The organism is Chelativorans intermedius (genome assembly GCF_025398255.1).
In the GTDB taxonomy this organism is placed as follows: domain Bacteria; phylum Pseudomonadota; class Alphaproteobacteria; order Rhizobiales; family Rhizobiaceae; genus Chelativorans; species Chelativorans intermedius.
This window is the reverse complement of record NZ_JAODNW010000007.1, coordinates 190,363-213,860: the sequence shown is the minus strand read 5'-3', so window position 1 is coordinate 213,860 and position 23,498 is coordinate 190,363. Positions and strand designations below refer to the sequence as shown.

General features: G+C 66.6%; 22 protein-coding genes and 1 other RNA gene. 15 read left to right on the top strand and 8 right to left on the bottom strand.

The window, feature by feature from the left end; translation table 11 throughout:
- The first annotated feature begins 135 nt into the window (after positions 1–135).
- The 4 genes from NYR58_RS07810 to lepA all read left to right on the top strand — a co-directional run bounded on the left by NYR58_RS07810 (position 136) and on the right by lepA (position 3,673).
- Positions 136–447, top strand: a complete 312-nt coding sequence (locus NYR58_RS07810) for a (2Fe-2S)-binding protein (RefSeq protein WP_261519971.1) — start codon at positions 136–138, stop codon at positions 445–447.
- On the top strand, positions 413–898 hold the full coding sequence (gene bfr, locus NYR58_RS07805) for a bacterioferritin (protein WP_261519928.1): 486 nt from the start codon (positions 413–415) through the stop codon (positions 896–898). The genes NYR58_RS07810 and bfr overlap by 35 nt, the downstream gene beginning before the upstream one ends.
- An 89-nt stretch (positions 899–987) precedes the next feature.
- On the top strand, positions 988–1,794 hold the full coding sequence (locus NYR58_RS07800; RefSeq protein ID WP_261519925.1) for a YiiX/YebB-like N1pC/P60 family cysteine hydrolase: 807 nt from the start codon (positions 988–990) through the stop codon (positions 1,792–1,794).
- Positions 1,795–1,864: 70 nt separating this feature from the next.
- Positions 1,865–3,673, top strand: a complete 1,809-nt coding sequence (gene lepA, locus NYR58_RS07795) for a translation elongation factor 4 (RefSeq protein WP_261519924.1) — start codon at positions 1,865–1,867, stop codon at positions 3,671–3,673.
- Between the two features lie 62 nt (positions 3,674–3,735).
- Here the strand turns inward: lepA and NYR58_RS07790 are convergent, their stop codons facing one another.
- From NYR58_RS07790 to ffs, 6 genes are all read right to left on the bottom strand, one after another.
- A complete protein-coding gene (locus NYR58_RS07790; protein WP_261519923.1) occupies positions 3,736–4,122 on the bottom strand; it encodes a Kazal-type serine protease inhibitor domain-containing protein in 387 nt (128 codons plus the stop codon).
- Between the two features lie 176 nt (positions 4,123–4,298).
- Entirely contained in the window at positions 4,299–5,564 is a 1,266-nt protein-coding gene (locus NYR58_RS07785) for a lytic murein transglycosylase (RefSeq protein ID WP_261519922.1), read from the bottom strand.
- Between the two features lie 10 nt (positions 5,565–5,574).
- On the bottom strand, positions 5,575–6,180 hold the full coding sequence (gene recR, locus NYR58_RS07780) for a recombination mediator RecR (RefSeq protein ID WP_261519921.1): 606 nt from the start codon (positions 6,178–6,180) through the stop codon (positions 5,575–5,577).
- A 141-nt stretch (positions 6,181–6,321) separates the two neighbouring features.
- Positions 6,322–6,645 carry a YbaB/EbfC family nucleoid-associated protein gene (locus tag NYR58_RS07775; protein ID WP_261519920.1) on the bottom strand — a complete coding sequence of 108 codons (324 nt, stop codon included), beginning with the start codon at positions 6,643–6,645 and terminating at the stop codon, positions 6,322–6,324.
- Positions 6,646–6,663: 18 nt separating this feature from the next.
- The gene (locus NYR58_RS07770) at positions 6,664–8,475 is read right to left on the bottom strand and encodes a DNA polymerase III subunit gamma/tau (RefSeq protein ID WP_261519919.1); all 1,812 of its coding nucleotides are present in this window, start codon (positions 8,473–8,475) and stop codon (positions 6,664–6,666) included.
- A gap of 106 nt (positions 8,476–8,581) precedes the next feature.
- Positions 8,582–8,679, bottom strand: an RNA gene (gene ffs / locus NYR58_RS07765) — signal recognition particle sRNA small type.
- A gap of 116 nt (positions 8,680–8,795) precedes the next feature.
- On the opposite strand from ffs, the gene NYR58_RS07760 reads away from it, so the two are divergent.
- Positions 8,796–9,230 (top strand): HIT family protein, encoded by a 435-nt coding sequence (locus NYR58_RS07760; RefSeq protein ID WP_261519917.1) that lies wholly within the window; start codon positions 8,796–8,798, stop codon positions 9,228–9,230.
- A 12-nt stretch (positions 9,231–9,242) separates the two neighbouring features.
- A complete protein-coding gene (nudC, locus tag NYR58_RS07755) occupies positions 9,243–10,202 on the top strand; it encodes an NAD(+) diphosphatase (protein ID WP_261519916.1) in 960 nt (319 codons plus the stop codon).
- A gap of 98 nt (positions 10,203–10,300) precedes the next feature.
- Here nudC and NYR58_RS07750 read toward each other — a convergent pair whose 3' ends face one another.
- Entirely contained in the window at positions 10,301–11,173 is an 873-nt protein-coding gene (locus tag NYR58_RS07750; RefSeq protein WP_261519915.1) for a prephenate dehydratase, read from the bottom strand.
- 2 nt (positions 11,174–11,175) lie between these two features.
- Positions 11,176–11,922 carry a 3-deoxy-manno-octulosonate cytidylyltransferase gene (locus NYR58_RS07745; protein WP_261519914.1) on the bottom strand — a complete coding sequence of 249 codons (747 nt, stop codon included), beginning with the start codon at positions 11,920–11,922 and terminating at the stop codon, positions 11,176–11,178.
- A gap of 204 nt (positions 11,923–12,126) precedes the next feature.
- Between NYR58_RS07745 and NYR58_RS07740 the strand changes: the two genes are divergently transcribed.
- The 9 genes from NYR58_RS07740 (at position 12,127) to NYR58_RS07700 (ending at position 23,485) form a co-directional block, all read left to right on the top strand.
- A complete protein-coding gene (locus NYR58_RS07740) occupies positions 12,127–12,912 on the top strand; it encodes a c-type cytochrome (RefSeq protein ID WP_261519913.1) in 786 nt (261 codons plus the stop codon).
- A 175-nt stretch (positions 12,913–13,087) separates the two neighbouring features.
- Positions 13,088–14,986: an extracellular solute-binding protein gene (locus NYR58_RS07735; RefSeq protein WP_378074613.1), complete on the top strand. Its 1,899-nt coding sequence runs from the start codon at positions 13,088–13,090 to the stop codon at positions 14,984–14,986.
- A gap of 4 nt (positions 14,987–14,990) precedes the next feature.
- Positions 14,991–16,871 carry an extracellular solute-binding protein gene (locus NYR58_RS07730; RefSeq protein WP_261519912.1) on the top strand — a complete coding sequence of 627 codons (1,881 nt, stop codon included), beginning with the start codon at positions 14,991–14,993 and terminating at the stop codon, positions 16,869–16,871.
- A 54-nt stretch (positions 16,872–16,925) separates the two neighbouring features.
- The gene (locus NYR58_RS07725; protein WP_261519911.1) at positions 16,926–18,023 is read left to right on the top strand and encodes a microcin C ABC transporter permease YejB; all 1,098 of its coding nucleotides are present in this window, start codon (positions 16,926–16,928) and stop codon (positions 18,021–18,023) included.
- Entirely contained in the window at positions 18,024–19,175 is a 1,152-nt protein-coding gene (locus NYR58_RS07720; RefSeq protein ID WP_261519910.1) for an ABC transporter permease, read from the top strand.
- The gene (locus tag NYR58_RS07715) at positions 19,172–20,800 is read left to right on the top strand and encodes an ABC transporter ATP-binding protein (RefSeq protein ID WP_261519909.1); all 1,629 of its coding nucleotides are present in this window, start codon (positions 19,172–19,174) and stop codon (positions 20,798–20,800) included. The genes NYR58_RS07720 and NYR58_RS07715 overlap by 4 nt, the downstream gene beginning before the upstream one ends.
- A 61-nt stretch (positions 20,801–20,861) precedes the next feature.
- The gene (locus tag NYR58_RS07710; protein WP_261519969.1) at positions 20,862–21,767 is read left to right on the top strand and encodes a 2-hydroxyacid dehydrogenase; all 906 of its coding nucleotides are present in this window, start codon (positions 20,862–20,864) and stop codon (positions 21,765–21,767) included.
- 85 nt (positions 21,768–21,852) lie between these two features.
- Positions 21,853–22,779, top strand: coding sequence for an ROK family protein (locus tag NYR58_RS07705; RefSeq protein WP_261519908.1), 927 nt, complete (start codon positions 21,853–21,855; stop codon positions 22,777–22,779).
- Positions 22,760–23,485, top strand: coding sequence for a copper homeostasis protein CutC (locus NYR58_RS07700; protein ID WP_261519906.1), 726 nt, complete (start codon positions 22,760–22,762; stop codon positions 23,483–23,485). Before NYR58_RS07705 ends, NYR58_RS07700 begins: the two co-directional genes overlap by 20 nt.
- Positions 23,486–23,498 lie beyond the last annotated feature (13 nt).

The following is a 23,498-nucleotide window of genomic DNA, read 5'->3' as shown; positions in this document are numbered from 1 at the left end:
TGCCGGCCGGAAGCCGACAACGGGGCGCGCTCCCCGCCCGGGTCGGTGCCCGCCGATGGCATTTTCCCGCTACAGCTTCAAGACCGGACAAAGGGCCGCGGTTTCGGTTTGCTCCTGGAGACCAGCGCGGAAGCCATGCTCGTCTGTCATTGCAACCTCATCACGCAGAAGGAGATCGAGGAAACCATCGTCTCGATGCTCGACGAGGATCCCTGGCAGCTCATCGTTCCCGCGAAGGTTTATCACGCGATGGCCAAGCGTGGTCGCTGTTGCGGCTGCTTTCCAAATGTGGTGGAAACGATCATTCGAGTCACCGAAGAGTATCACCGCGATACCCATGGCGGCGATGCGGAGATCGTGACATATTTGGACCGTGTGCGCGCGCTGCGCGAGAAATTCGGGAGCAGATTCAGTGAAAGGCGACAAAAAGGTTATCGAGCGGCTTAACGAAGCGCTGTTCCTCGAGCTCGGTGCGGTGAACCAGTACTGGCTTCACTACCGTCTGCTGGAGGATTGGGGCTACACCAAGCTCGCCCGCAAGGAGCGGGCCGAATCCATCGAGGAGATGCACCACGCCGACAAGCTGGTGGAGCGCATCATCTTCCTCGAAGGACACCCCAACCTGCAGACCGTGGCGCCGCTGCGCATCGGCCAGAACGTGAAGGAAGTGCTGGAAGCCGATCTCGCCGGCGAGTATGACGCGCGCGCGTCCTACAAGGAGTCCCGCGACGTCTGCTACAAGCAGGGCGACTATGTCTCCATGAAGCTTTTCGAGGAGCTTCTGGCCGACGAGGAGGGCCACATCGACTTTCTGGAAACCCAGCTCGAGCTTCTGAAGACCCTGGGCGAGGCAAAATACGCCCAGCTCAATGCCGGCCCCGCCGACGAGGCGGAGTAGGCGCCGTTTCGTGCACCGCCGGCAGGCACAGGGTGTGAGGAAGGCTGCGGCGCTGCGACTTGCGCCGCGGCCCATTGCGCGGAAAGGGCATGAGCCAAGCCGTCAACAGCCTGCTCGATCGCTTCGGACGCTTCCTTGCCCGGCGCCTGCAGCGCGAGTCCTCGGGTTACCAGCCCTACACGCCTTCCGACCCGGAAACGCTCCACCGCACCCTGCAGCCCGGTGACATCCTGCTTGTCGAGGGCAACCAGCATATCTCGGCGGCGATCAAGTATCTGACCCAGTCGACGTGGAGCCATGCGGCGCTCTTCGTTGGCGATGTGCTGCCCGAGCCCGCCGATGGCGGCGAACGGCCGCGCCTGATCGAGGTCAATCTGGGCGAGGGCTGCGTGGCCGTCCCGCTGTCCAAGTACCGCACCTACAACACGCGCATCTGCCGGCCGAGTGGGCTGACGCCGGAGGACCGGGACGCCGTCATCGCCTTCATGGTGGAGCGGCTGGGGCTGAAATACGACATGCGCAACATCATCGACCTGTTGCGCTATTTCCTGCCCACGCCGCCCGTGCCCGTGCGCTGGCGGCGGCGCATGATCGCGCTGGGCTCCGGCGATCCGACGCGGGCCATCTGCTCGTCGCTGATCGCCCAGGCCTTCCAGTCGATCTCCTATCCCATCCTGCCGCGCGTGGTGCGCGAGCCGGGCGAGGCATCGGCCGAATCCACCTACTCCCGGCAGGAGATCCTGCAGATCCGCCACCATTCGCTGTACACGCCGCGTGATTTCGACCTTTCGCCCTATTTCCAGATCGTCAAGCCGACGCTCGCCTTCGGCTTCGACTACAAGACCCTGAAGTGGGCGCGGGAGGAGCGGGCCGAGAGCGACAAGCAGCGCCAATAGGCAAGGCCCGCACGGCGGGGCGAAAATCACACCTTCCCTTCGCAGCCGCATTTGCTCTATACGCGCCTTCATGACCGAGACGCCCATTTCCCGCATCCGCAACTTCTCCATCGTCGCGCACATCGACCACGGCAAGTCGACGCTCGCAGACCGGCTCATCCAGATGACCGGCAGCCTGGAGGAGCGCGAGATGAAGGAGCAGGTGCTCGACGCCATGGATATCGAGCGCGAGCGCGGCATCACCATCAAGGCGAACACGGTTCGCCTGGAATACGACGCCCGGGACGGCCAGCACTATGTGCTGAACCTGATCGATACGCCGGGCCATGTGGACTTCGCCTATGAGGTCTCGCGGTCGCTGGCCGCCTGCGAAGGCTCGCTCCTGGTGGTCGATGCGAGCCAGGGGGTGGAGGCGCAGACGCTGGCCAATGTCTATCAGGCGCTCGACAACGACCACGAGATCGTGCCCGTGCTCAACAAGGTGGACCTGCCGGCGGCAGAGCCCGAGCGCATCAAGCAGCAGATCGAGGACGTCATCGGGCTGGACGCCGCCGACGCGCTGGAAATCTCCGCCAAGACCGGCCAGGGCGTCGAGGATGTGCTGGAGGCCATCGTCCATCGCCTGCCGCCCCCCAGGGAGGGCGACGCGACGGCCCCCCTGAAGGCCCTTCTGGTCGATTCCTGGTACGACGCCTATCTCGGCGTCATCGTCCTCGTGCGCATCATCGACGGCGTGATGACGAAGGGCCAGACCATCCGCATGATGGGAACGGGCGCGAAGTATCAGATCGACCGCATCGGCGTCATCACCCCGAAGATGGTGATGGTCGAGTCCCTGGGCCCGGGCGAGATCGGCTTCATCACCGCTTCGATCAAGGAAGTGGCCGATACACGCGTGGGCGACACCATCACCGAGGACAAGCGGCCCACCGCCAGGCCGCTGCCGGGCTTCAAGCCGGCGCAGCCGGTGGTCTTCTGCGGCCTCTTCCCCGTGGATGCCGCCGATTTCGAGGACCTGCGCGCGGCGGTGGGCAAGCTGCGGCTCAACGATGCCAGCTTCTCCTACGAGATGGAAACCTCCGCCGCCCTCGGTTTCGGCTTCCGCTGCGGGTTTCTGGGGCTTCTGCACCTGGAAATCATCCAGGAGCGGCTGGCCAGGGAGTTCGACCTCGATCTCATCGCCACCGCGCCGTCCGTGGTCTACCGCATGCAGCTGACCGACGGCCGCACGGTGGAGCTCCACAACCCGGCGGACATGCCGGACCCGGTGAAGATCGCTGCCGTGGAGGAACCCTGGATCCGCGCCACCATCCTGACGCCGGACGAACATCTGGGCGCCATCCTGAAACTGTGTCAGGAGCGGCGCGGCATTCAGGTGGATCTCTCCTATGCCGGCAACCGTGCCATGCTGGTCTACGACCTGCCGCTCAACGAGGTGGTGTTCGATTTCTACGACAAGCTGAAGTCGATCAGCCGCGGCTATGCCTCCTTTGACTACCAGCTCACCGACTATCGCGAGGGCGATCTGGTGAAGATGCAGATCCTCGTCAACGGCGAGCCGGTGGACGCGCTGTCGATGCTCGTGCACCGCTCCCAGGCCGAGCGGCGCGGCCGCGCCATGTGCGAGAAGCTGAAGGACCTCATCCCCCAGCACATGTTCCAGATTCCCATTCAGGCGGCCATCGGTGGGCGCATCATCGCCCGCGAGACCATCCGCGCGCTGAGGAAGGACGTGACGGCCAAGTGTTATGGCGGTGACGTGACGCGCAAGCGCAAGCTTCTGGAAAAACAGAAGGAAGGCAAGAAGCGCATGCGACAGTTCGGCAAGGTGGAGATCCCGCAGGAAGCCTTCATCCAGGCCCTGAAGATGGGGGATTGAGGCCGGCGGGCAGCCTGCCCTTCCGCCCGCCTCAGCACCCGGTCGTCCATCGCCCTGCCGCTTCAGCACGCCCCGGGCTTGACGATGCGATGGTCCGCGGCGCGGGCCTCGCATGCATTGGGGAAGGTGCGGAAGCGGCTGCCGCGACGGGCACAGACGGGGTTGTATTCCCGCGTGCAGGCCTGCGGACGCTGCGGCCTGCTCGACTGCGGCCGGCAGGCACCGGAATAGACCGGGCGGTAGCCCTCCGCCTGTGCGCGGCAGGCGTTGGAGAAGGTGCGCTGGCGCTCGCCGCGGCGGGCGCAGACCGGCGCATATTCCTGGGTGCAGACCTGCGGACGCGGCGGAGGATAGGAACCGACCCCTTCCTCCACGACGACGGTGCAGGCGGCGAGAATGGCGCCCGCAAGGGCTGCGGCGATGCCGGCGGACGATTTGAAGACCTTCACGGAACAATCCCCTCTTCTAGACCGGTTCATCGTTTCAATGAAACGCTGATCCGGTTCATCTCTTTGTTTTTGCCGCATTTGTGCGACGCCAGATGATTCCATCTGGCTGCAAAATGCTGTGGCTGATCGCGCCTGAAGCGTTTCCGGCCGCCCCACCGGGCCTCGGCCACGGCAGCTTAGCGCAAGTCTCGCACGAGGTCTTCATCGGGAAAGCACGTGGCAGGCCGGCCAGCCTGCTCCTGCCAGCGGCCGATGGAGCGGCGCGTCTTGAAGCCGGCAAGCCCGTCGGCGCCGCCGACATCGTGGCCACGGGCCTGCAGCGCGCGCTGCAAGGTGGCGATGTCGGCGCGGCTCAGCCGGTCGACCGGCTGCCAGGGCGCGGCGAAGACGATGTCGCCATACATGATGCGGTCGGCCGCGTGACCGACGAAGAGGGCGTAGAGATCGCTCTCGTTGTAATCCTTGAGGCGGTAGAAATTCGGCGTGACGAGGAAAGCGGGGCCGCGCCGGCCGGCCGGCATCATCAGATAGCCCTCGCCCCGCAGCTCATGGACAGGGAAAGCCCTGCCGCCCATGCGGACGACGCCCATCGCCGCCCAGTCAGCGATGGGCCGGCCCTGGTCCGGCCCTTCCAGCGTGCAGGAGACCCCGGGCGGCACAATCACCTCGAAGCCCCAATCGCGCCCGGCAAGCCAGCCATGGCTTGCCAGATAGTTGGCGATGGAGGCGAGCGTGTCGGGCACCGAGTTCCAGATGTCGGCGCGGTCGTCGCCGTCGAAATCCACGGCGTATCTGAGATAGGAGGTGGGCAGAAACTGCGGCTGGCCCAGCGCGCCGGCCCAGGACGAACGCATGGTCTCGGGCCGCACCCCGCGCCTTTCCACCATCTCCAGCGCCGCCAGCACCTCCTCCCGGAACATCGCCTTGCGCGTGGAAAGAAAGGCCTTGGTGGCCAGCACCTCGAAGGCATCGTGCGGGATGCTGGCGCTGCCGAAGCCCGATTCGCGGCCCCAGATCGCCAGCACGATGCCGCGCGGCACGCCATAGCGCCTCTCGACCGCGGCGAGGGTGGCGGCGTGGCGCCGGGCCAACCGCCGCCCGCCGGCAACCACGCCCTCGACGTGCCGGAAATAGGCGGCGGGCGCGCGGAACTCGGCCTGATGCTGGACGCCGCCACGCGGCGCGCTCTCGCCCGGCAGCACGAGGTCCGGCAGTTCCAGATTGGGCTTCACGCCTCCCAGCGCGGCATTGAAGGTGGCTGCGGAGATGCCCCGCGCCTGCGCCTCCTTCCACAGGTCGCCCGCGAGCCACCGGGCAAAGAGTCGGTCCACATTCTGCGCCATGGCGGCAGGGGATGCCAGGAGCGCGGCGAGCAGAAGAATGCCGGCGCCGAGGATCGCCGGCAGGGGCCGGCGCGACTGTCTTTCCGTGAGACGAAACATTCCTCCCATCTCAGAACGCCGTTCGCGACTTCAGCGCCGCGGCGAGCGTGCCCTCGTCGAGATAGTCGAGCTCGCCGCCAACCGGCACGCCATGGGCCAGGCGGGTGACCTTCACCTCCAGGCCGGCCAGCCGGTCGATGATGTAGTGCGCCGTCGTCTGGCCCTCCACGGTGGCGTTGACGGCCAGCACGATCTCGGCGACGCCGCCTTCTGCCACGCGGGCCACCAGCCCGGCAATGTTGAGGTCGTCAGGCCCGATGCCGTCGAGAGGCGACAGGGTGCCGCCCAGCACATGATAGCGCACGTTCATCGCGCCGGCCCGCTCCAGCGCCCACAGATCCGCCACGTCCTCGACCACGATCAGCGTGGCCTGCTCCCGGCGCGGGTCGGTGCAGATGGTGCAGGGGTCTGCGGTGTCCACATTGCCGCAGACGGAGCACACCCTGACCTTTTCCAGCGCCTCGGCCAGCGCCGCCGACAGCGGCGCGAGAAGCAGCTCCTTCTTCTTGATGAGATGCAGCGCGGCCCGCCTGGCCGAGCGCGGCCCCAGTCCCGGCACCTTGGCCAGGAGCTGTATCAGGCGTTCGATCTCGGGGCCGGCAATTCGCTTGGACATGGCAACAGGCGGTGAATGGTGAATGGTGAATGGTGAATGGTGAATGGTGAATGGTGAATGGGAGGTTCCGGAAAGGCTCGATCCCGTCAATCTCCCATCGGTTCACCGCCTGCCGCTCGCATCATCCCTTGACGGCCGCCTTCAGAACGGCAGCTTCATGCCCGGCGGGATGGGCAGGCCGGCCGTCATCTCCTGGGTCTTCTTCTGCATTTCCGCTTCCACCTTGGCCTTGGCATCGTTGTGGGCGGCCAGAATCAGATCCTCCAGAATCTCCACCTCGTCCTCCTTGAAGAGCGAGGGGTCGATGTGAAGCTTCTTCATCTCGAAGCGGCCGGAAAGCGTGACCTTCACGATGCCGCCGCCGGACTGGCCTTCCGCCTCCATATTGGCGATCTCCTCCTGCATGGCCTGGAATTTGGCCTGCATTTCCTTGGCCTTGCTCATCATGCCCATGAGGTCGCGCATCTTCTTCTCCAATCGCGCTTAGATGTCATCGTCGTCTTCGGCGTCCGGCTCGGGCGGCAGCGGCTCGCCGGCCGCCGGCTCCCCGGCCGCCACGTCGGGAATGCGCACATCGAGGATGCGCGCGCCGGGAAAGCTTCTTAGAATTGCCGCCACCGTGGGATCGGTGCGCGCATCGGCAAGTGCCGATTCGCGGCGGCCCTGTTCTTCCTCCGCCAGCGTCTTGCCGCCCTCCTCATGCGAGAGGGAAACCACCCAGCGCCGGCCCGTCCAGTTCTGCAGGCGGTTGTTCAGATCGCCCAGAAGGGTCTTCGGCGCATCCGGCGTCAGGTTGACGGTCAGGCGACCGGGCTCGATGCGCACCAGCCGCACGCAGCGCTTCAACTGCACCTTGAAGGCCAGGTCCCGGTGGGTCTCGGCCAGAGAGGCGATGTCGGCAAGACCGGTGAGCGCGACGGCCTCCGCCGCCGGCACCTCCCGAGCGGCAGGAGCGGGATCCGTCTCCTCAAGGGTCGCCTCGCGCAGAAGCCGCATGGTCTGTCCGCTGCCGACGGCTGCCGGAACGGAAGCGGCGGCGACGGCGCGCGCCCCGCCGCCCGGCGGAAGGGAAGCCGGCCTTGCCCCTGCTGCCGGGGGCGTGGATGTGCCTGCCGGCAGATCCTCCAGCGCTTTCAGCGCCTCGTCGAGGGTGGGCAGGTGGGCGGCATGGGCGATGCGGATCAGCACCATTTCTCCCGCTGCCACGGGGCGGGCGGCGGATTGCACCTCCTGAATGCCCTTGAGCAGCATCTGCCACGCGCGCGAGAGCACACGCACGGAAAGCGCAGCGGCGAACTCCCGTCCGCGCTCGCGCTCGGCCTGCGAAAGGGCGGCGTCCTCCGCGGCCTCGGGCACGAAACGCAGCCGCGTGACCAGATGGTTGAACTCCGCCAGGTCGGCAAGCACGGTTGCCGGGTCGGCGCCCGTGTCGTACTGGGCGCGGAACTCGGCCAGCGCCGCCGCCACGTCACCCTTCATCAGATGCTCGAACAGGTCGATGATGCGCGCCCGGTCGGCAAGGCCCAGCATGTCGCGCACCGTCGCGGCCGTTACCCTGCCCGCCGAATGGGCAATCGCCTGGTCGAAAATCGACTGGGCATCGCGCATCGAGCCTTCTGCGGCGCGCGCGATCATCGCCAGCGCTTCGTCCTCCGCCTCCACCCCTTCGAGCCCGGCAATGCGCGCCAGGTCGGCCTTGATGAGCGCCGCATCGATGCGGCGCAGGTCGAAGCGCTGGCACCGCGACAGAATGGTGATCGGAACCTTGCGGATCTCGGTGGTGGCGAAGATGAACTTCACATGCGGCGGCGGCTCCTCCAGCGTCTTCAACAGGCCGTTGAAGGCCTGGTTGGAGAGCATGTGAACCTCGTCGATGATATAGACCTTGTAACGCGCCGCGACGGGAGCATAACGCACCTGGTCGATGATCTCGCGGATGTCGTCGATGCCCGTGTGGGAGGCAGCGTCCATCTCGATCACGTCGACATGGCGCCCTTCCAGGATCGCCTCGCAATGCTCGCCCATCTCTTCCAGATGGATCGAGGGCGCGTCGACCGTGGCGGTCTTGTAGTTGAGTGCGCGCGCCAGAATGCGCGCCGTCGTGGTCTTGCCGACGCCGCGCACGCCCGTCAGCATCCACGCCTGGGCAATGCGGCCGGCGGCGAAGGCGTTGGTCAGGGTGCGCACCATCGGCTCCTGGCCGATAAGCGCGGAGAAATCGCGCGGCCGGTACTTGCGGGCCAGAACCCGGTAGGCGCCGGCACTGGTCTTGTCCATCTGCCCGGCGTCGTTCATCGGCTCGTCGCGCTCCCGTGATGGCATTTGCGGAAGGAAAGGCTCCGCAGCACCCCGAGTTTCCCCTTCGAGGCGTGGCCGCGTCAATGGGTCGAGCGGGGAAAAGGTGGGAGGCTGGCACGGTGACCCGTGCCGAAGCTCGTTAGGGCTGCTTCCTTCCGGACCTGACCCGGTTGGCGAGTGGCGCGTCCACCACCAACCTCCCGCGCCCCATATCGTCAATCGTGCCGGCAAATGCAAGGGCAATCGGCGACAAAGGAAAGGCTTGCAGCGGAAACGCGCGCACTCTAGCCTTCCGGGAAAAAGGGAGGGAAACGCCATTGCTGCCGGGTGGGAAGGGAGGATTCGAGCTCGATCCGCGGCTGGAGGAGGAAAGCCTGCCTGTCGCGTGGCTGGGCCTTTGCGAGCTGCGCATCCGGGACGACCGGCGCTGGCCCTGGCTCTTGCTGGTGCCGCAACGGCCGGGCGCGGAGGAGGTGCACGATCTCACGCCGCTCGACCAGGCGATGCTGAGCTTCGAGACCAATCTGGTGGCCAAGGCGCTGAAGGAGATGACGGGCTGCACCAAGATCAACTGCGCCACGCTCGGCAATGTGGTGCGGCAGCTTCACGTGCATGTGATTGCCCGCAGCGAGGGCGATCCCGGCTGGCCCGGCCCGGTGTGGGGCCATGGCATGCGCGAGCCCTATCGCAGGGAAGACCTCCACAAGGTGGCCGCGCAGATACGCAGCCGGCTGGAGGAAGACGCCGGCTGAGGATGAGGGCACATGGATTCGACATGGCCGGGTAGCGGGCCGCAGATGCAGGCGCAGATCGCGTTTGCCGGCAACCGCATCGACCCGCAATCGGAGAAGCGCGGCGACGATGCCGCCGAGCAGGCGCTGGCCGCCCCCGGAGCGCGGCTGATGCTGATGCGCGAGGGGCGGCTGTGCCTGAAGACGGGACAGGGCGCCTTCGACGCCTATTTCTCGCCTGCCGAGGCAGCCGGCCTGTCGGCGCGCATGGACGAGGCGGTGCTGCTTGGCCACACCGAGGGCGGCCCGGTGCTGGCCGCTCCCCACGACCACGACAGGGAGTCGCTTCCCGAGGGCATCAAGGCCATCGACTTTCGCTCCATCTACATCCAGGGGCTTCTCGACGCGCCCGACCTGGGCGCGCTGGCGCAGGGGGCGGCCCTCCTCGCCTGGCACGAGACACACCGCTATTGCGGACGTTGCGGCGGCGGGACGACGATGCGCGCCGGCGGCTACCGGCGGAGCTGCCCGCGCTGCGGGCGCGAAAACTTCCCGCGGACCGACCCGGTGGTCATCATGCTGGCGGTGCGGGGCGAGCGGTGCCTGCTCGGGCGCAGCCCGCACTTCGCGCCCGGCATGTATTCCTGCCTCGCCGGCTTCATCGAGCCGGGCGAGACGATCGAGCGGGCGGTGCGCCGCGAAACCCTGGAGGAATCGGGCGTTCGCATTGGCCGCGTGCGCTATTGCGCCAGCCAGCCATGGCCATTTCCCCACTCGCTGATGATCGGCTGCATCGCCGAAGCCGAAAGCGCGGCGGTGGACCCGGATCTGAGCGAGCTGGAGGATTGCCGCTGGTTCGCCCGCGACGAGGTGATGCGCATGCTCGCCGGCACCCACGAAGCCGGGCTGACCGTGCCGCCCGAAGGCGCCATCGCGCGCTATCTGATCGCCGGCTGGGCGCACCGGTCCGCCACCGAGACCTCGGGTGCGTGAAGCATCCTGCAGCCGGATGAAATCATCTGGCGTCGCACAAATGCGGCAAAAACAAACGGATGCACCGGATCAGCGTTTCAAGGAAGCGATGAACCGGTCTAGTCATCGTCCTCGCTCTGCGTGGCGCGGAAGGGGTGGGCGGCATAGACGCCCAGAATGCGCACCTCGCGCGAGAAGAAGCCGAGCTCTTCCAGCGCCAGCGCCACGTTGCGATCGTCGGGATGGCCCTCGATGTCGGCATAGAACAGGGTGGAGAAGAACTTGCCGCCGAGCTGATAGCTCTCCAGCTTGGTCATGTTCACGCCATTGGTGGCAAAGCCGCCCATGGCCTTGTAGAGCGCGGCCGGCACGTTGCGCACCCGGAAGATGAAGGTGGTGACCATGGGCTGGTCCGGCGTCGTGCGCTGCGCCCATCGCCGCTCCTTGGACAGGACCACGAAGCGGGTGACGTTGTTTTCCGTATCGTCCACATTCTCGGCCAGGATCTCGAGCCCGTAGAGCTCGGCCGCCAGGCGCGGCGCAAGGGCTGCGTTGCTGCGCACCTTCTCCTCGGCCACGAAGCGCGCCGCCCCCGCCGTATCGCCCGCCACGCACGGCTTCCAGCGGTGCCTGCGAATGATCTTGCGGCACTGGCCCAGCGCGTGGATATGGCTGTAGACGGCCTTGATCTCCGACTGCCGGACCCCCGGCAGCGCCATGAGCTGGAAGCGGATGGGCAGGAAATACTCGCCGACGATATAGAGCCCCGAATGCGGCAGCAGGTGATGGATGTCGGCCACCCGCCCGGCGATGGTGTTCTCGATCGGGATCATGGCGAGATCGGCCTTGCCGGTCTCCACCGCGTTGAAAGCGTCCTCGAAGGTGGCGCAGGGCAGCGGCTCCATGTCGGGATACATGTTGCGGCACGCCGTGTCGGAGTTGGCTCCGGGCTCTCCCTGGAAGGCGATCCTGTTGGTCTTCTTCGGCCCCATTCCTATTCTTCCGTCCTGCCTGTCAGTATCCGCCTGGCACGCTCCAGATCCGCCGGCGTGTCGACGCCGAGCGGCACCGAGCGCACGATCTCGGCATCGATGCGCATTCCCGCCTCCAGCGCCCGGAGCTGCTCCAGCCGCTCACGCCGTTCAAGCGTCGAGGGGCCGAGCCGCACGAAACGCTCGAGTGCGGCGCGACGATAGGCATAGATGCCGACATGGTGATAGAGCGGCCCCTCACCCCATGGTGCGGTGGCGCGGGTAAAGTAAAGCGCGCGCAGCCTGGTGGCGGGCATGTCGAGCGGCGTGCCGACGATCTTGACCACGCTCGAAGCCGTCTTCTCCGCCTCGTCCTCGATCTCCACGCCCAGCGTGGCGATGTCCACCGCGTCATCCTCGAGCGGCCGCATGACGGCGTGGATGTCGGAGGGCGGGATGGTGGGCAGGTCGCCCTGCAGATTGATGACCAGATCGGCGCGGCGGTCGGGGTCGATTCGCTCCAGCGCCTCGAAGATGCGGTCCGAGCCCGATTCGTGATCGGCGCGCGTCATCACGCTTTCCACCCCTTCGGCAGCGAGGGCAGACGCGATTTCCGCCGTATCCGTGGCCACGACGACGCGCCCGACATCGCTTTCCAGCGCCCGCCGTGCCACATGCGCGATCATCGGCTTTCCGGCGATCTCCGCCAGCGGCTTTCCGGGCAGCCTTGTCGAGGCCATGCGGGCGGGTATGAGGACGATCGTTTTCATGGAAGCTCGGGCTGGTTTGGCGGGCTTTTCGAAAAGTGGCAAAAGGTCTCACTGGAAGGAGCCTTATATGTGTTGCAAGACGCAAGCAAAAGACCTAGTTTCCGCGCGATTTTACCGGCAGCGGCCGAACGCGGGGGACACGGGGAAACGGTGTGGATGACGCCGCCTCGCCGCGGGCGTCCGGAAAAGGGAACCTCAGGTCGAATGGACTCTTTTGAACTCAACAAGATCATCGGCGCATTTCTCGGCGTGGTTTTCGTGGTTTTTACCGTCAGTCTCGTCTCTGACGCCCTGTTTCACGCACCCGCGCCGGAAACGCCAGGCTATGCAATCGCCGTGCCCGAGGAGGGCGAAGGCCAGGACCAGGGTGGCGAAGAGGCACCTCAATCCGTGCTGCCGCTTCTGGCCTCGGCGGACGCCTCGGCCGGCGCAAACGTCTTCAAGCGCTGCCAGGCCTGCCACACGGCGGAAGAGGGCGGCCCCAACAAGGTGGGCCCGAATCTGTGGGACATCGTCAACCGCCCGGTCGCCGGCCATGAGGGCTTCAGCTACTCCTCGGCCCTGCAGGAGTTTGCGCAGGGCGGCGAGGTCGTCTGGGACTACGAGCATCTCGATCATTTCCTGGAGAGCCCGAAGGGGTTGGTGCCAGGCACCGCGATGGCCTTCGCCGGCCTCAAGAAGATCGAGGATCGTGCCGATCTGATCGCCTATCTGCGCAGCCTGTCCGACAGCCCGGCCCCCCTGCCGGAGGTGGCGGAGGAAAGCACCGACGAAGGGGCCGCCCAGGAAGCAGCACCGGCCGTCGGAGGCGCGCAGGCCGCGCCCATGGAAAACGGTGCTGCCGACGGCGAACCGGCCGCCCAGGAGGGCGATGGCGCGACGGACCAGGGCGCGGAAGACGGCGGCGCCGGACAGGATGCCACCGTGCCGGCCAGCGAAGCGCAGGCACCGGATGCGGAAGAGCAGGCGCCGGCCGGCGACGGCCAGTAGAAGCCTCGGGATCTTCGCAGAAGAAACCAGGAAAGCCGGCCCCGCGCCGGCTTTTTCGTTGCCTGCTCCGGCAGGCGGCGCGCCGCGCCGCGAAGCCCGTGGCCGACACCATTTGTCTTTGTTATCCGATGCACTACTCTACGCGTAAGCGATGGGAAGTGGGAGGCTGGAGACCATGCACGTTTCGGACCATGCATCGGGCGCAAGCAGAAGGCTTTCGGGCCTTTTCAGCCTGCTTATGGCACTGCTCGTCGCCGCTGCCCTTCCGGCGGGCGCACAGGAATGGCGAACCTCCTCCTCCCTCATCCACCCGGAGGCGGAAACGGCGCCTTTCGAGCGCTACGACCATGTGAACCCCGACGCCCCGAAGGGCGGGACGCTGAACGCCTCGGTGATCGGCACCTTCGACAGCTTCAACCCCTTCATCGTGCGCGGCAATCCGGCGGCGGGGCTCACCTTCTTCGGGGGATTTCTGTGGGAAACGCTGATGCAGCAGTCGCCGGCGGAGCCCGGCACCAGCCACCCGCTGATTGCCGCGGCCTTCCGCTATCCCGACGACTATTCCTCCGCCACCTACCGCCTCAACCCTGCAGCACGCTGGCACGACGGCACCCCGATCACGGCGGAAGACGTGGTTTGGTCGCTCGCCACGCTGAAGGAGATCAGCCCGCAGCACAGGCACTACTTCGCCAATGTCGAGGAGGCCGTGGCGCTGTCCGAGCACGAGGTGGAATTCCGCTTCGACCAGGCGGGGAACCGGGAGCTGCCCCATATCATGGGCGACCTGCCGGTGCTGCCCAGGCACTGGTGGGAGGGAACCGACGCGCGGGGCAACCGGCGCGACATCACCCAGCCCACCCTGGAGCCGCCCCTCGGCAGCGGCCCCTACCGGATCGCCAGCTTCAGGGCCGGTTCGGAGATCGTGTGGGAGCGCGTGAAGGACTACTGGGGAGCGGCGTTGCCGGTGAACATCGGGCGCTACAATTTCGACCGCCGCCGCTACACCTATTTCCTCGACGACAATGCGGAGTTTCTTGCCTTCACCAAGGGCGGAACGGAGGACATTCGCCGCGAGGTGAGCACGCGGCGCTGGTCGCAGAACTACGACTTCCCCGCCGTGCAGGCGGGCGACGTCATCAAGCGGGAGTTCACGAGCACCGGCATCGAGGCGATGCAGGCCTTCGTCTTCAACCTGCGCAAGCCGCGCTTCGCCGATCGGCGGGTGCGCAGGGCCCTGACGCTCGCCTACAATTTCGAGGAGCAGAACCGCACCCATTTCTTCGGTCTCAACCGGCGCTTCAGCAGCTATTTCGAGAAGTCGGAGCTGGCGGCGACCGGCCTGCCCGAAGGCAGGGAGCTGGAAATTCTGGAGATGTACCGGGACCAGCTTCCACCGGAGCTTTTCAGCGAGGAATTCACGCTGCCGGTCTTCGATTCGCCGCGCGCCGAGCGCGAACATCTGCGCGAGGCCGTGCGCCTGTTCGGCGAGGCGGGATGGGAGATCCGTGACGGGCGCATGGTGAACAAGGAAACGGGGCGGCAGTTCACCATCGAGTTCCTCGGCATCGCGCCGACCTCCGAGATCATCGTCAGCGGCATCATCCCCAACCTGCGCAAGATCGGCATCGACGCCCGGCTGCGCATCGTCGACACCTCGCAATACATCCAGCGCGTCCAGAACTTCGATTTCGATGCCACGACGGGACGCTTCGCGCAGTCCATGTCCCCCGGCAACGAGCAGCGCGACTACTGGAGCTCGGCTGCCGCAGACATTCCCGGCTCGCGCAACCTCGCCGGCATCAAGGACCCGGTGGTCGATGCGCTGGTGGACAGGATCATCTACGCCGAGGATCGCGAGGAGCTGGTGGCGGCCACGCGGGCGCTCGACCGGGTGCTTCTTTGGAACCACTACATGGTGCCTCAATACTATCAGCCCACGCTGCGCTATGCCTACTGGAACAAGTTCGGCATTCCCGAGAAGCAGCCGGCCTATGCGGGCGTGGACATCGAATCCTGGTGGGTTGACCCGCAGCGTCAGGCCACACTTGCGGCCAAATATGACAGCATCAATTGAGCCCATGACGATTCGCTCTTCGATCCCTTCGCGCCGCGCCTTTCTGAAGCTTTCGGGGGCTGCCGTGGCCTCCTCGCTGGTGGGCGGCAGTGCCTTTGCGCAGACGCCGGCAGACCGGCCGCTGCACGGGCTTTCCGCCTTCGGAGAGCTGAAATATCCGCCGGGCTTCACCCAGTTCGACTATGCAAGCCCCGATGCGCCGAGGGGCGGCACCTTCGTCTTCCAGCCCGGCTACTGGGTGCACAACCAGAACGTCACCACCTTCAACACGCTGAACAGCTTCGTGCGCACGGGCGATGCACCGCCGCGCATGGAGCTGTGTTTCGACTCGCTGATGGTGCGGGCGTGGGACGAGCCGGACGCCGTCTACGGGCTCGTCGCCGAAACCGTCACGCTGTCGCCGGACCGCAACAGCTTCACCTTCCGGCTTCGCCCGCACGCCCGCTTCCACGACGGCTCGCCGCTCACCGCGCAGGACGTGGCCTTCAGCTATCTGCTCCTGAAGGAGAAGGGGCATCCCGATTTCGTGCTCCCGCTGGGCGAGATGGAGGCCGTCGAGGTTCTGGGGGCGCATGAGGTGCGCCTCGCCTTCAGCGGCAGACAGTCGGCGCGTTCCATCCTCGACATCGTGCTCTTCCCCATCCTTTCCAGGGCTTCTCTGGAAGGCAGTTCCTTCGACAGCTCGACGCTGGAGCCGCTTCTGGGCTCGGGTCCCTATCGGGTGGGGCGTTTTTCCGCCGGGCGCTACGTGGAATATGATCGCGTGGAGGACGACTGGGCGCACGACCTGCCGGCGCGGCGCGGCCTCTTCCACTTCGACCGCATTCGCGTCGAGTTCTACGCCGACCGCAACGCCGCCTTCGAGGCGTTCAAGAAGGGCGAAACCCTGTGGCGGGAGGAGTTCACCTCGCGCCTTTGGGCCAATGGCTATGACTTTCCCGCCATGTCCGAGGGGCGCGTGGTGCGGCGCGAGTTTCCTTCCGAGCTGAGGCCCTCCTTGTATTGCAAGGCGCTCAACCAGAGGCGGGCGCGCTTTCGCGACCCGCGCGTGCGCGAGGCAATCGCGCTGTGCTTCGACTTCGAATGGGCCAACCGCACCTTGTTCCACGGCCTCTACCAACGCTCCCAATCCCCCTTCGAGCGATCGCCCTACCGGGCGGAGGGACGGCCCTCCCCCGAGGAGCTTGCTCTTCTGGAGCCATTGCGCGGACGGATTCCCGAGGCGGCCTTCGCCGAAGCGGTCACGCAGCCGGCCTCCGATGGCTCGGGCCGGGACCGGAGACTGCTGCGCCGTGCAAGCCGGCTTCTGGAAGAAGCTGGCTGGAGGCGGCGCGACGGCGGCCTCTACAATGCCGAGGGCGAGCGCTTCACCCTGGAATATCTGGTGCGCGACGAGGTTTTCCTGCAGTTCGAGTCGAGCTTCATGGCGAATCTGCGCGCGCTCGGCATCGACGCCCGCATCCGCCGGGTCGATCCGGCGCAATACCAGGCGCGCAAGCTCCGCTTCGATTTCGATCTGATCGAGGTCGCCTACCTGCTGGGCGCCACCCCCACCCATGACACGCTCGTCCAATTCTTTCACTCGCGCTCCGCGACGGTCGAAGGCTCGAACAATTTTCCCGGCATGGCCGACCCTGCGGTCGATGCGCTCGTCGATGAAGTCGGCCGCGCGAAGACACGCCAAGCCTTCGTCACCGCCATGCGCGCCCTCGACCGGGTGCTGCGGGCACGCCGGGACTGGATCCCGAACTGGCACTCCGCCCACCGCCGCGTGGCCTATTGGGACATGTTCGGCTTCAAGGAACCGAAGCCCGATTACTTCTTCCCCGTCGAGGCGCTGTGGTGGTACGAGGAAGAAAAGGCGAAGGCGATTGGCAAAGCGTAGCGGCGGCGTGAGAACCATCCTGTTGACGAGACCCCTGCGCGGAGCGAACGGCTGATGGGCGCCTATATCCTTCGTCGGCTTCTGCTGATGATTCCCACCCTGTTCGGCATCATGGCCATTTCCTTCATCGTCGTGCAGTTTGCACCCGGAGGGCCGGTCGAACAGGTGATCGCCCAGCTTACCGGACAGGGCGGCGGTGCCGACGCGCGACTGGGCGGCGGCGGCGCGGACCTTGGCGCGCGGGAGTTCGAGGCATCCGAAGGCTCCTCGCGCTATCGCGGCGCGCAGGGGCTCGATCCCGAATTCATCGCCCAGCTCGAGAAGCAGTTCGGCTTCGACAAGCCGGCGCATGAGCGCTTCCTCCTCATGCTGTGGAACTATATGCGCTTCGACTTCGGGGAGAGCTATTTCCGCGACATCTCGGTGGTCGATCTGATCGTCGAGAAGATGCCGGTATCCATCTCGCTCGGCCTGTGGATCACACTGATTTCCTACGGGATTTCCATTCCGCTGGGCATCCGCAAGGCGGTGAAGGACGGCTCCCCCTTCGACGTGTGGACGAGCGGCGTGGTGATCGTGGCCTATGCGATTCCCAGCTTCCTGTTCGCCATCATGCTGATGGTGCTGTTTGCCGGCGGCTCGTTCTTCGACTGGTTCCCGCTGCGTGGACTGACCTCCGACAACTGGCACGAGCTTTCCTGGCCGGCGCGCATCGTCGACTATTTCTGGCACCTGACGCTGCCGCTCACCGCGCTCGTGCTTTCGGCCTTCGCAACCACGACGCTTCTGACCAAGAACTCCTTTCTCGACGAGATCCGCAAGCAATATGTTATCACCGCGCGGGCGAAGGGGCTCAACGAGCGGCAGGTGCTCTATGGCCACGTCTTCCGCAATGCCATGCTCATCATCATCGCCGGCTTTCCCGGTGCCTTCATCTCCTCCTTCTTCACCGGCGCCCTGCTCATCGAGAGCATCTTCTCGCTCGACGGGCTGGGGCTGCTCGGTTTCCGGTCGGTGGTCGACCGGGACTATCCCGTGGTCTTCGCCACCCTCTACATCTTTTCGCTCATGGGCCTTCTCATCAATCTCCTCTCCGACATCATCTACACGCTCATCGACCCGCGCATCGACTTCGAGCGGAGGGACGTCTAGATGCCGGCGGTTCGGGTGGAAAGACGGGCCGAGGCCAAGGGGCTGCCCGCCCGCCGGCCATGGCTTTCTCCCATCAATCAGCGGCGTTGGCAGAACTTCAGGGCCAACCGGCGCGGCTACTGGTCGTTGTGGATCTTCCTTGTCCTGTTCGTCCTTTCGCTGTTTGCGGAATTCCTGGCCAACGACAAGCCCATCCTGGCTTCATACAAGGGGGAGATCCTGTTTCCGGTGCTCGTCGACTATCCGGAAGAGAAGTTCGGCGGCTTCCTGGCCGTCACGAACTACCGCGACCCCTTCATTCAGGAGGAGATAGAGGCCAATGGCTGGATGATCTGGCCGCCCATCCGCTATTCCTACCGCACCGTCAACAGCGAGATCCCCGAGGCCGCGCCGGCCAAGCCCTCGTGGCTCTACACGAAGGAGGAACGCTGCCAACGCTACGAAGAGGGCGTGGACGACCCGCGCTGCACGATTGGCAACTGGAACTGGCTGGGCACCGACGACCAGGCGCGCGACGTGCTTTCGCGCGTCATCTACGGCTTCCGCATCTCCGTTCTCTTCGGGCTGGTGCTCACCGCCGCTTCGGCGATGATCGGCGTTTCCGCGGGGGCCGTGCAGGGCTACTTTGGCGGCTGGACGGACCTTCTCTTCCAGCGCTTCATCGAGATCTGGTCATCGGTTCCGGTGCTCTACCTGATTCTCATCATCGCCGCCGTCCTGCCGCCCGGCTTCTGGGTGCTGCTCGGCATCATGCTGCTTTTCTCATGGGTGGCCTTCGTCGGCGTGGTGCGCGCGGAGTTCCTGCGTGCGCGCAACTTCGAGTATGTGGCGGCGGCCCGCGCGCTCGGCGTGCCAAACCGCACCATCATGTTCCGGCACCTGCTGCCCAACGCCATGGTGGCCACGCTCACCTTCCTGCCCTTCATCCTCAACGGCTCGATCACCACGCTCACCTCGCTCGATTTTCTGGGCTTCGGCCTGCCGCCAGGTTCGCCTTCGCTCGGCGAGCTTCTGCGCCAGGGTCAGCGCAACCTGGATGCGCCGTGGCTCGGCATCACGGGCTTCTTCAGCCTCTCCATCATGCTGTCGCTTCTCATCTTCATCGGCGAGGCCGTACGCGACGCCTTCGATCCCAGGAAGACGTTCAAATGAGCGAGGCGCTGCTTTCCATTCGCGACCTTTCCGTTGCCTTCGCCCAGGGCGGGGAGCAGACGCTGGCTGTCGATCGCGTCTCCTTCGACATCGCGCCGGGCGAGACGGTGGCGCTTGTCGGCGAGTCTGGCTCCGGCAAATCCGTCACGGCGCTGTCGGTGCTGAAGCTTCTGCCCTATCCCGCGGCCAGCCATCCGTCCGGCCAGATCCTCTATGGCGGCCGCGACCTTCTGGCCGGTGACGAGCGGGAGCTGCGCCGGGTGCGCGGCAACGAGATCACCATGATCTTTCAGGAGCCGATGACCTCGCTCAACCCGCTGCACACGATCGAGAAGCAGATCGGGGAGGTGCTGAAGCTGCATCGCGGCATGGGCGACGCCCAGGCCAGGGCGCGAACGCTGGAGCTTCTCGCCCAGGTGGGCATCCAGGAGCCGGAGCGCCGCCTGCAAGCCTTTCCGCATCAGCTTTCGGGCGGGCAACGCCAGCGCGTGATGATCGCCATGGCGCTGGCCAACGAGCCCAAGCTGCTGATCGCCGACGAGCCGACGACGGCGCTCGACGTCACCGTGCAGGCGCAGATCCTGGCGCTCCTCGCGCGGCTCAGGCGCGAGAACGACATGTCGATGCTCTTCATCACCCACGACCTGGGGATCGTGCGCAAGGTGGCGGACCGGGTGTGCGTCATGACGGGCGGCAGGATCGTTGAGAGCGGACCGACGGAGACGATCTTCTCCCGCCCGCAGCACGCCTATACGCGCCATCTCCTTGCCGCCGAACCGAAGGGCGAGCCGCCGAGGCCGGACCCGAACGCCGAGAAGGTGATGGAAGGCGAGCGGATCAAAGTGTGGTTTCCCATCAAGAAGGGGCTGCTTCGGCGCACGGTCGACCATGTGAAGGGTGTCGACGGGGTGGACGTGACGGTGCGGGCCGGCCAGACGCTGGGGGTTGTGGGCGAGTCCGGCTCGGGAAAGACGACGCTGGGCCTGGCGCTTTCGCGCATGATCGCCTCGCAAGGCGAAATCCGCTTCGCAGGCGCGCGCATCGACGACAGGTCGTTCCGCCAGATGCGGCCGCTCAGGCGCCAGATGCAGATCGTCTTCCAGGATCCCTATGGCAGCCTCAGCCCGCGCATGTCCGTCGCCGAGATCATTCAGGAGGGGCTGCGCATCCATGAGCCGCGCCTTTCCGCCGAAGAGCGCGACCGCATGGTGGTGGACGTGCTCGAGGAGGTCGGCCTCGACCCGGCGGCGCGGTTCCGCTATCCGCACGAGTTCTCCGGCGGGCAGCGGCAGCGCATCGCCATCGCCCGGGCGATGATCCTCAAGCCCCGCTTCGTGATGCTGGACGAGCCCACCTCCGCGCTCGACATGAGCGTGCAGGCGCAGGTGGTGGACCTTCTGCGCGACCTGCAGAGGCGGCACGATCTTGCCTATCTCTTCATCAGCCACGATCTCAAGGTGGTGCGCGCGCTGGCCAACGAGGTGATCGTCATGCGCGCCGGCAAGGTGGTGGAGGCCGGCACGGCGGAGCAGATCTTCCATTCGCCCAAAACCGATTATACGAAGGCCCTGATCGCCGCCGCCTTCGACATCGAGGCGGTGCCCGGCGGCGTTGTGAGCGAGTAGCGACGAGGTCATGGTGAAAGACAGAAAGAGCGGCGGCCGCGTTCTCCTTTCGGTGACGGGCATGCACCCGCAGCCCTGGTATGCGCTTCTGTCGAAGGAGCGCGAGGTCGTGCTCGAACCGGAAGGACCGGAGGACCCGACCATCGACTATGCGGTGGTGTGGAAGCAGCCGCGGGGGCTTCTGAAGCGCCTGCCCAACCTGAAGGTGATCTTCTCCATCGGTGCCGGGGTGGACCATATCCTTGCCGACCCCACCCTGCCCGATGTGCCCATCGTGCGCGTTGTCGCCGACAATCTCACCCAGCACATGGTCGAATATGTGTGCTGGCGCGTGCTCGACCATCACCGCCAGGGCAGGCTCTATCGCGCGCAGCAGCAGCGCCGTCTGTGGCACGAGCCGGCGCAGCCGCCGGCAGAAGCCGTGAGCGTGGGCATCATGGGGTTTGGCGCGCTGGGGCGGGCGGCCGCGCGCGCCCTGCGCGGGCTTGGCTTTTCCGTCAATGGCTGGAGCCGGCGCCCGCACCCGATGGAAGGGGTGAGAAGCTTTGCCGGCCAGGAGGCGCTGACGCCGTTTCTCAACGCGACGGATATTCTCGTGGTGCTTCTGCCACTGACCGCCGCGACGCAGGGCATTATCGACTATTCGCTGCTCGGCCGGTTGCGGCGCGACGGGCCGCTGGGCGGCCCCTGCCTCATCAACGCTGGGCGCGGCCGGCTGCAGCGCGAGGCCGACATTCTGCGTGCGCTCGAAGAGGGGATATTGAAGGAGGCGAGCCTGGACGTCTTCGAACAGGAGCCGCTGGCGCGGACGAGCCCGCTGTGGGAGCATCCACGCGTCTTCATAACGCCGCATGCGGCGGCCACCTCCGATCCGGTGCACCTGGTGCCGCCGATGCTTGCGCAGATGGCGGCGTTCGAGCGGGGAGAAAAGCTCGAAAACCTGGTGGATCGCGCGGCCGGTTATTGAGCGCCGGCGCGCGCGCCATGGGAAAAGCGAGCCGGGCCGGGCGATTCGCTACGCAGGGCGTTCAACGCGACACGGAAGACCTTTCATGCTCATCGCCTTCGACATCGGCGGCACCACCATCAAGGCGGCGGCGGTGCGTTCCCTCGATTCCGTCGAGCCGCTGCGGCGCGTGCCCACTCCCACCGGGGATTTTGAGGCGTTCGTGGCCTGCCTGAGGGGCATCGTCGCGGCGGCGGCGGAAAGGCCGCGCGGTATCGCGGTCTCCATTGCCGGCGTGATGGACCCGGAGACGAAAGCCGCCATCTGCGCCAACATCCCCTGCATCCACGGGCGCAGGCTGGAGGCCGATCTGCGGCGGGAGCTGGGCCTTCCCGTGGTGCTGGCCAACGACGGCGACTGCTTTGCCCTGGCCGAGGCGGCCGTCGGCGCGGGCCGCGGCCACCGCATCGTCTTCGGCGCCATTCTGGGCACCGGCGTGGGCGGCGGGCTGGTCGTCGAGGGGCAACTTGTCAACACCGAGGGCGGATTTGCCGGCGAATGGGGGCATGGGCCGGTGGCCGCCGCCCATGCCGGCAATCCGCCGGTCGCCATTCCGCCCCTCGCGTGCGGCTGCGGACAGAAGGGCTGCCTGGACGCCGTGGGCGGCGCACGCGGCATGGAGCGACTGCACCACCTCCTGCACCAGGAAAGCCGCACATCCGAGGAGATCGTCGCCGCATGGCAGGGCGGCGAGCCGCAGGCCGGGCGCACGGTCGAGGTGTTTGTCGATCTGGTGAGCGGGCCGCTCGCCATGGTCGTCAATGTCACCGGCGCCGGCATTGTGCCGGTGGGCGGCGGGCTTTCCAACGCGCATCCCCTCATCGCCGCGCTGGACCTTGCGACGCGCCAGCGCACGCTGCGCCGGTTCGACCGTCCTCTGGTGGTGCCGGGCGCCTGCCGGGTGGAGCCGGGGCTGATCGGAGCCGCGCTGCTGGGCTTCAGGACACTGGACGATGCGCGACATCCTGCTTGAAGTGTGTGTCGACAGCCCGTGCGGGCTTGCCGCCGCCATCGAGGGCGGGGCGGACCGAATCGAGCTCTGCAGCGCGCTGTGCGCGGGCGGCCTCACGCCCTCGGCGGGGCTCGTGGCGGCAGCGGCCGGGGCGCCCGTGCCGGTCTATGCCATGATCCGCCCGCGGGCGGGCGATTTTGCCTATTCGCAAGCCGAGCTGGAGGTGATGGCACGCGACATCGAGGCAGCGCGGGATGCCGGGCTCGCCGGCGTCGTCTTCGGCGCCGTGGGGCGCGACGGACGCCTCGACCAGTCGGCGCTGCGGCTGCTGATGGCGCGCGCGGCGGGGCTGGGAACCACGCTGCACAGGGCCTTCGACCTCGTTTCCGAGCGCGCTCAGGCCATCGAGACGGCGGTTGCCCTCGGTTTCGAGCGCATCCTGACCTCCGGCGGCGCGCCCACGGCATTGCAGGGCCTCGACACGCTGCAAGAAACGGTTGCGCTGGCCGGCGGGCGCATTGCCATCATGCCGGGGGCGGGGATAAGGCCGGAGACGGTGGACACCCTGCTGGCGCGGTTGCCGGTGGGTGAAATCCACGCCTCCTGCTCCGTGGCGGAGGCATCTCCCGATCCGCGCCTTGCCGCGCTCGGCTTCCAGCCGAAGGCGGACCGGCGGACGGACGCCGGCCTGGTCCGCGCGCTGAAGAGGCGCCTTATGGCCGCCTGAAAGGCCGCCCGCC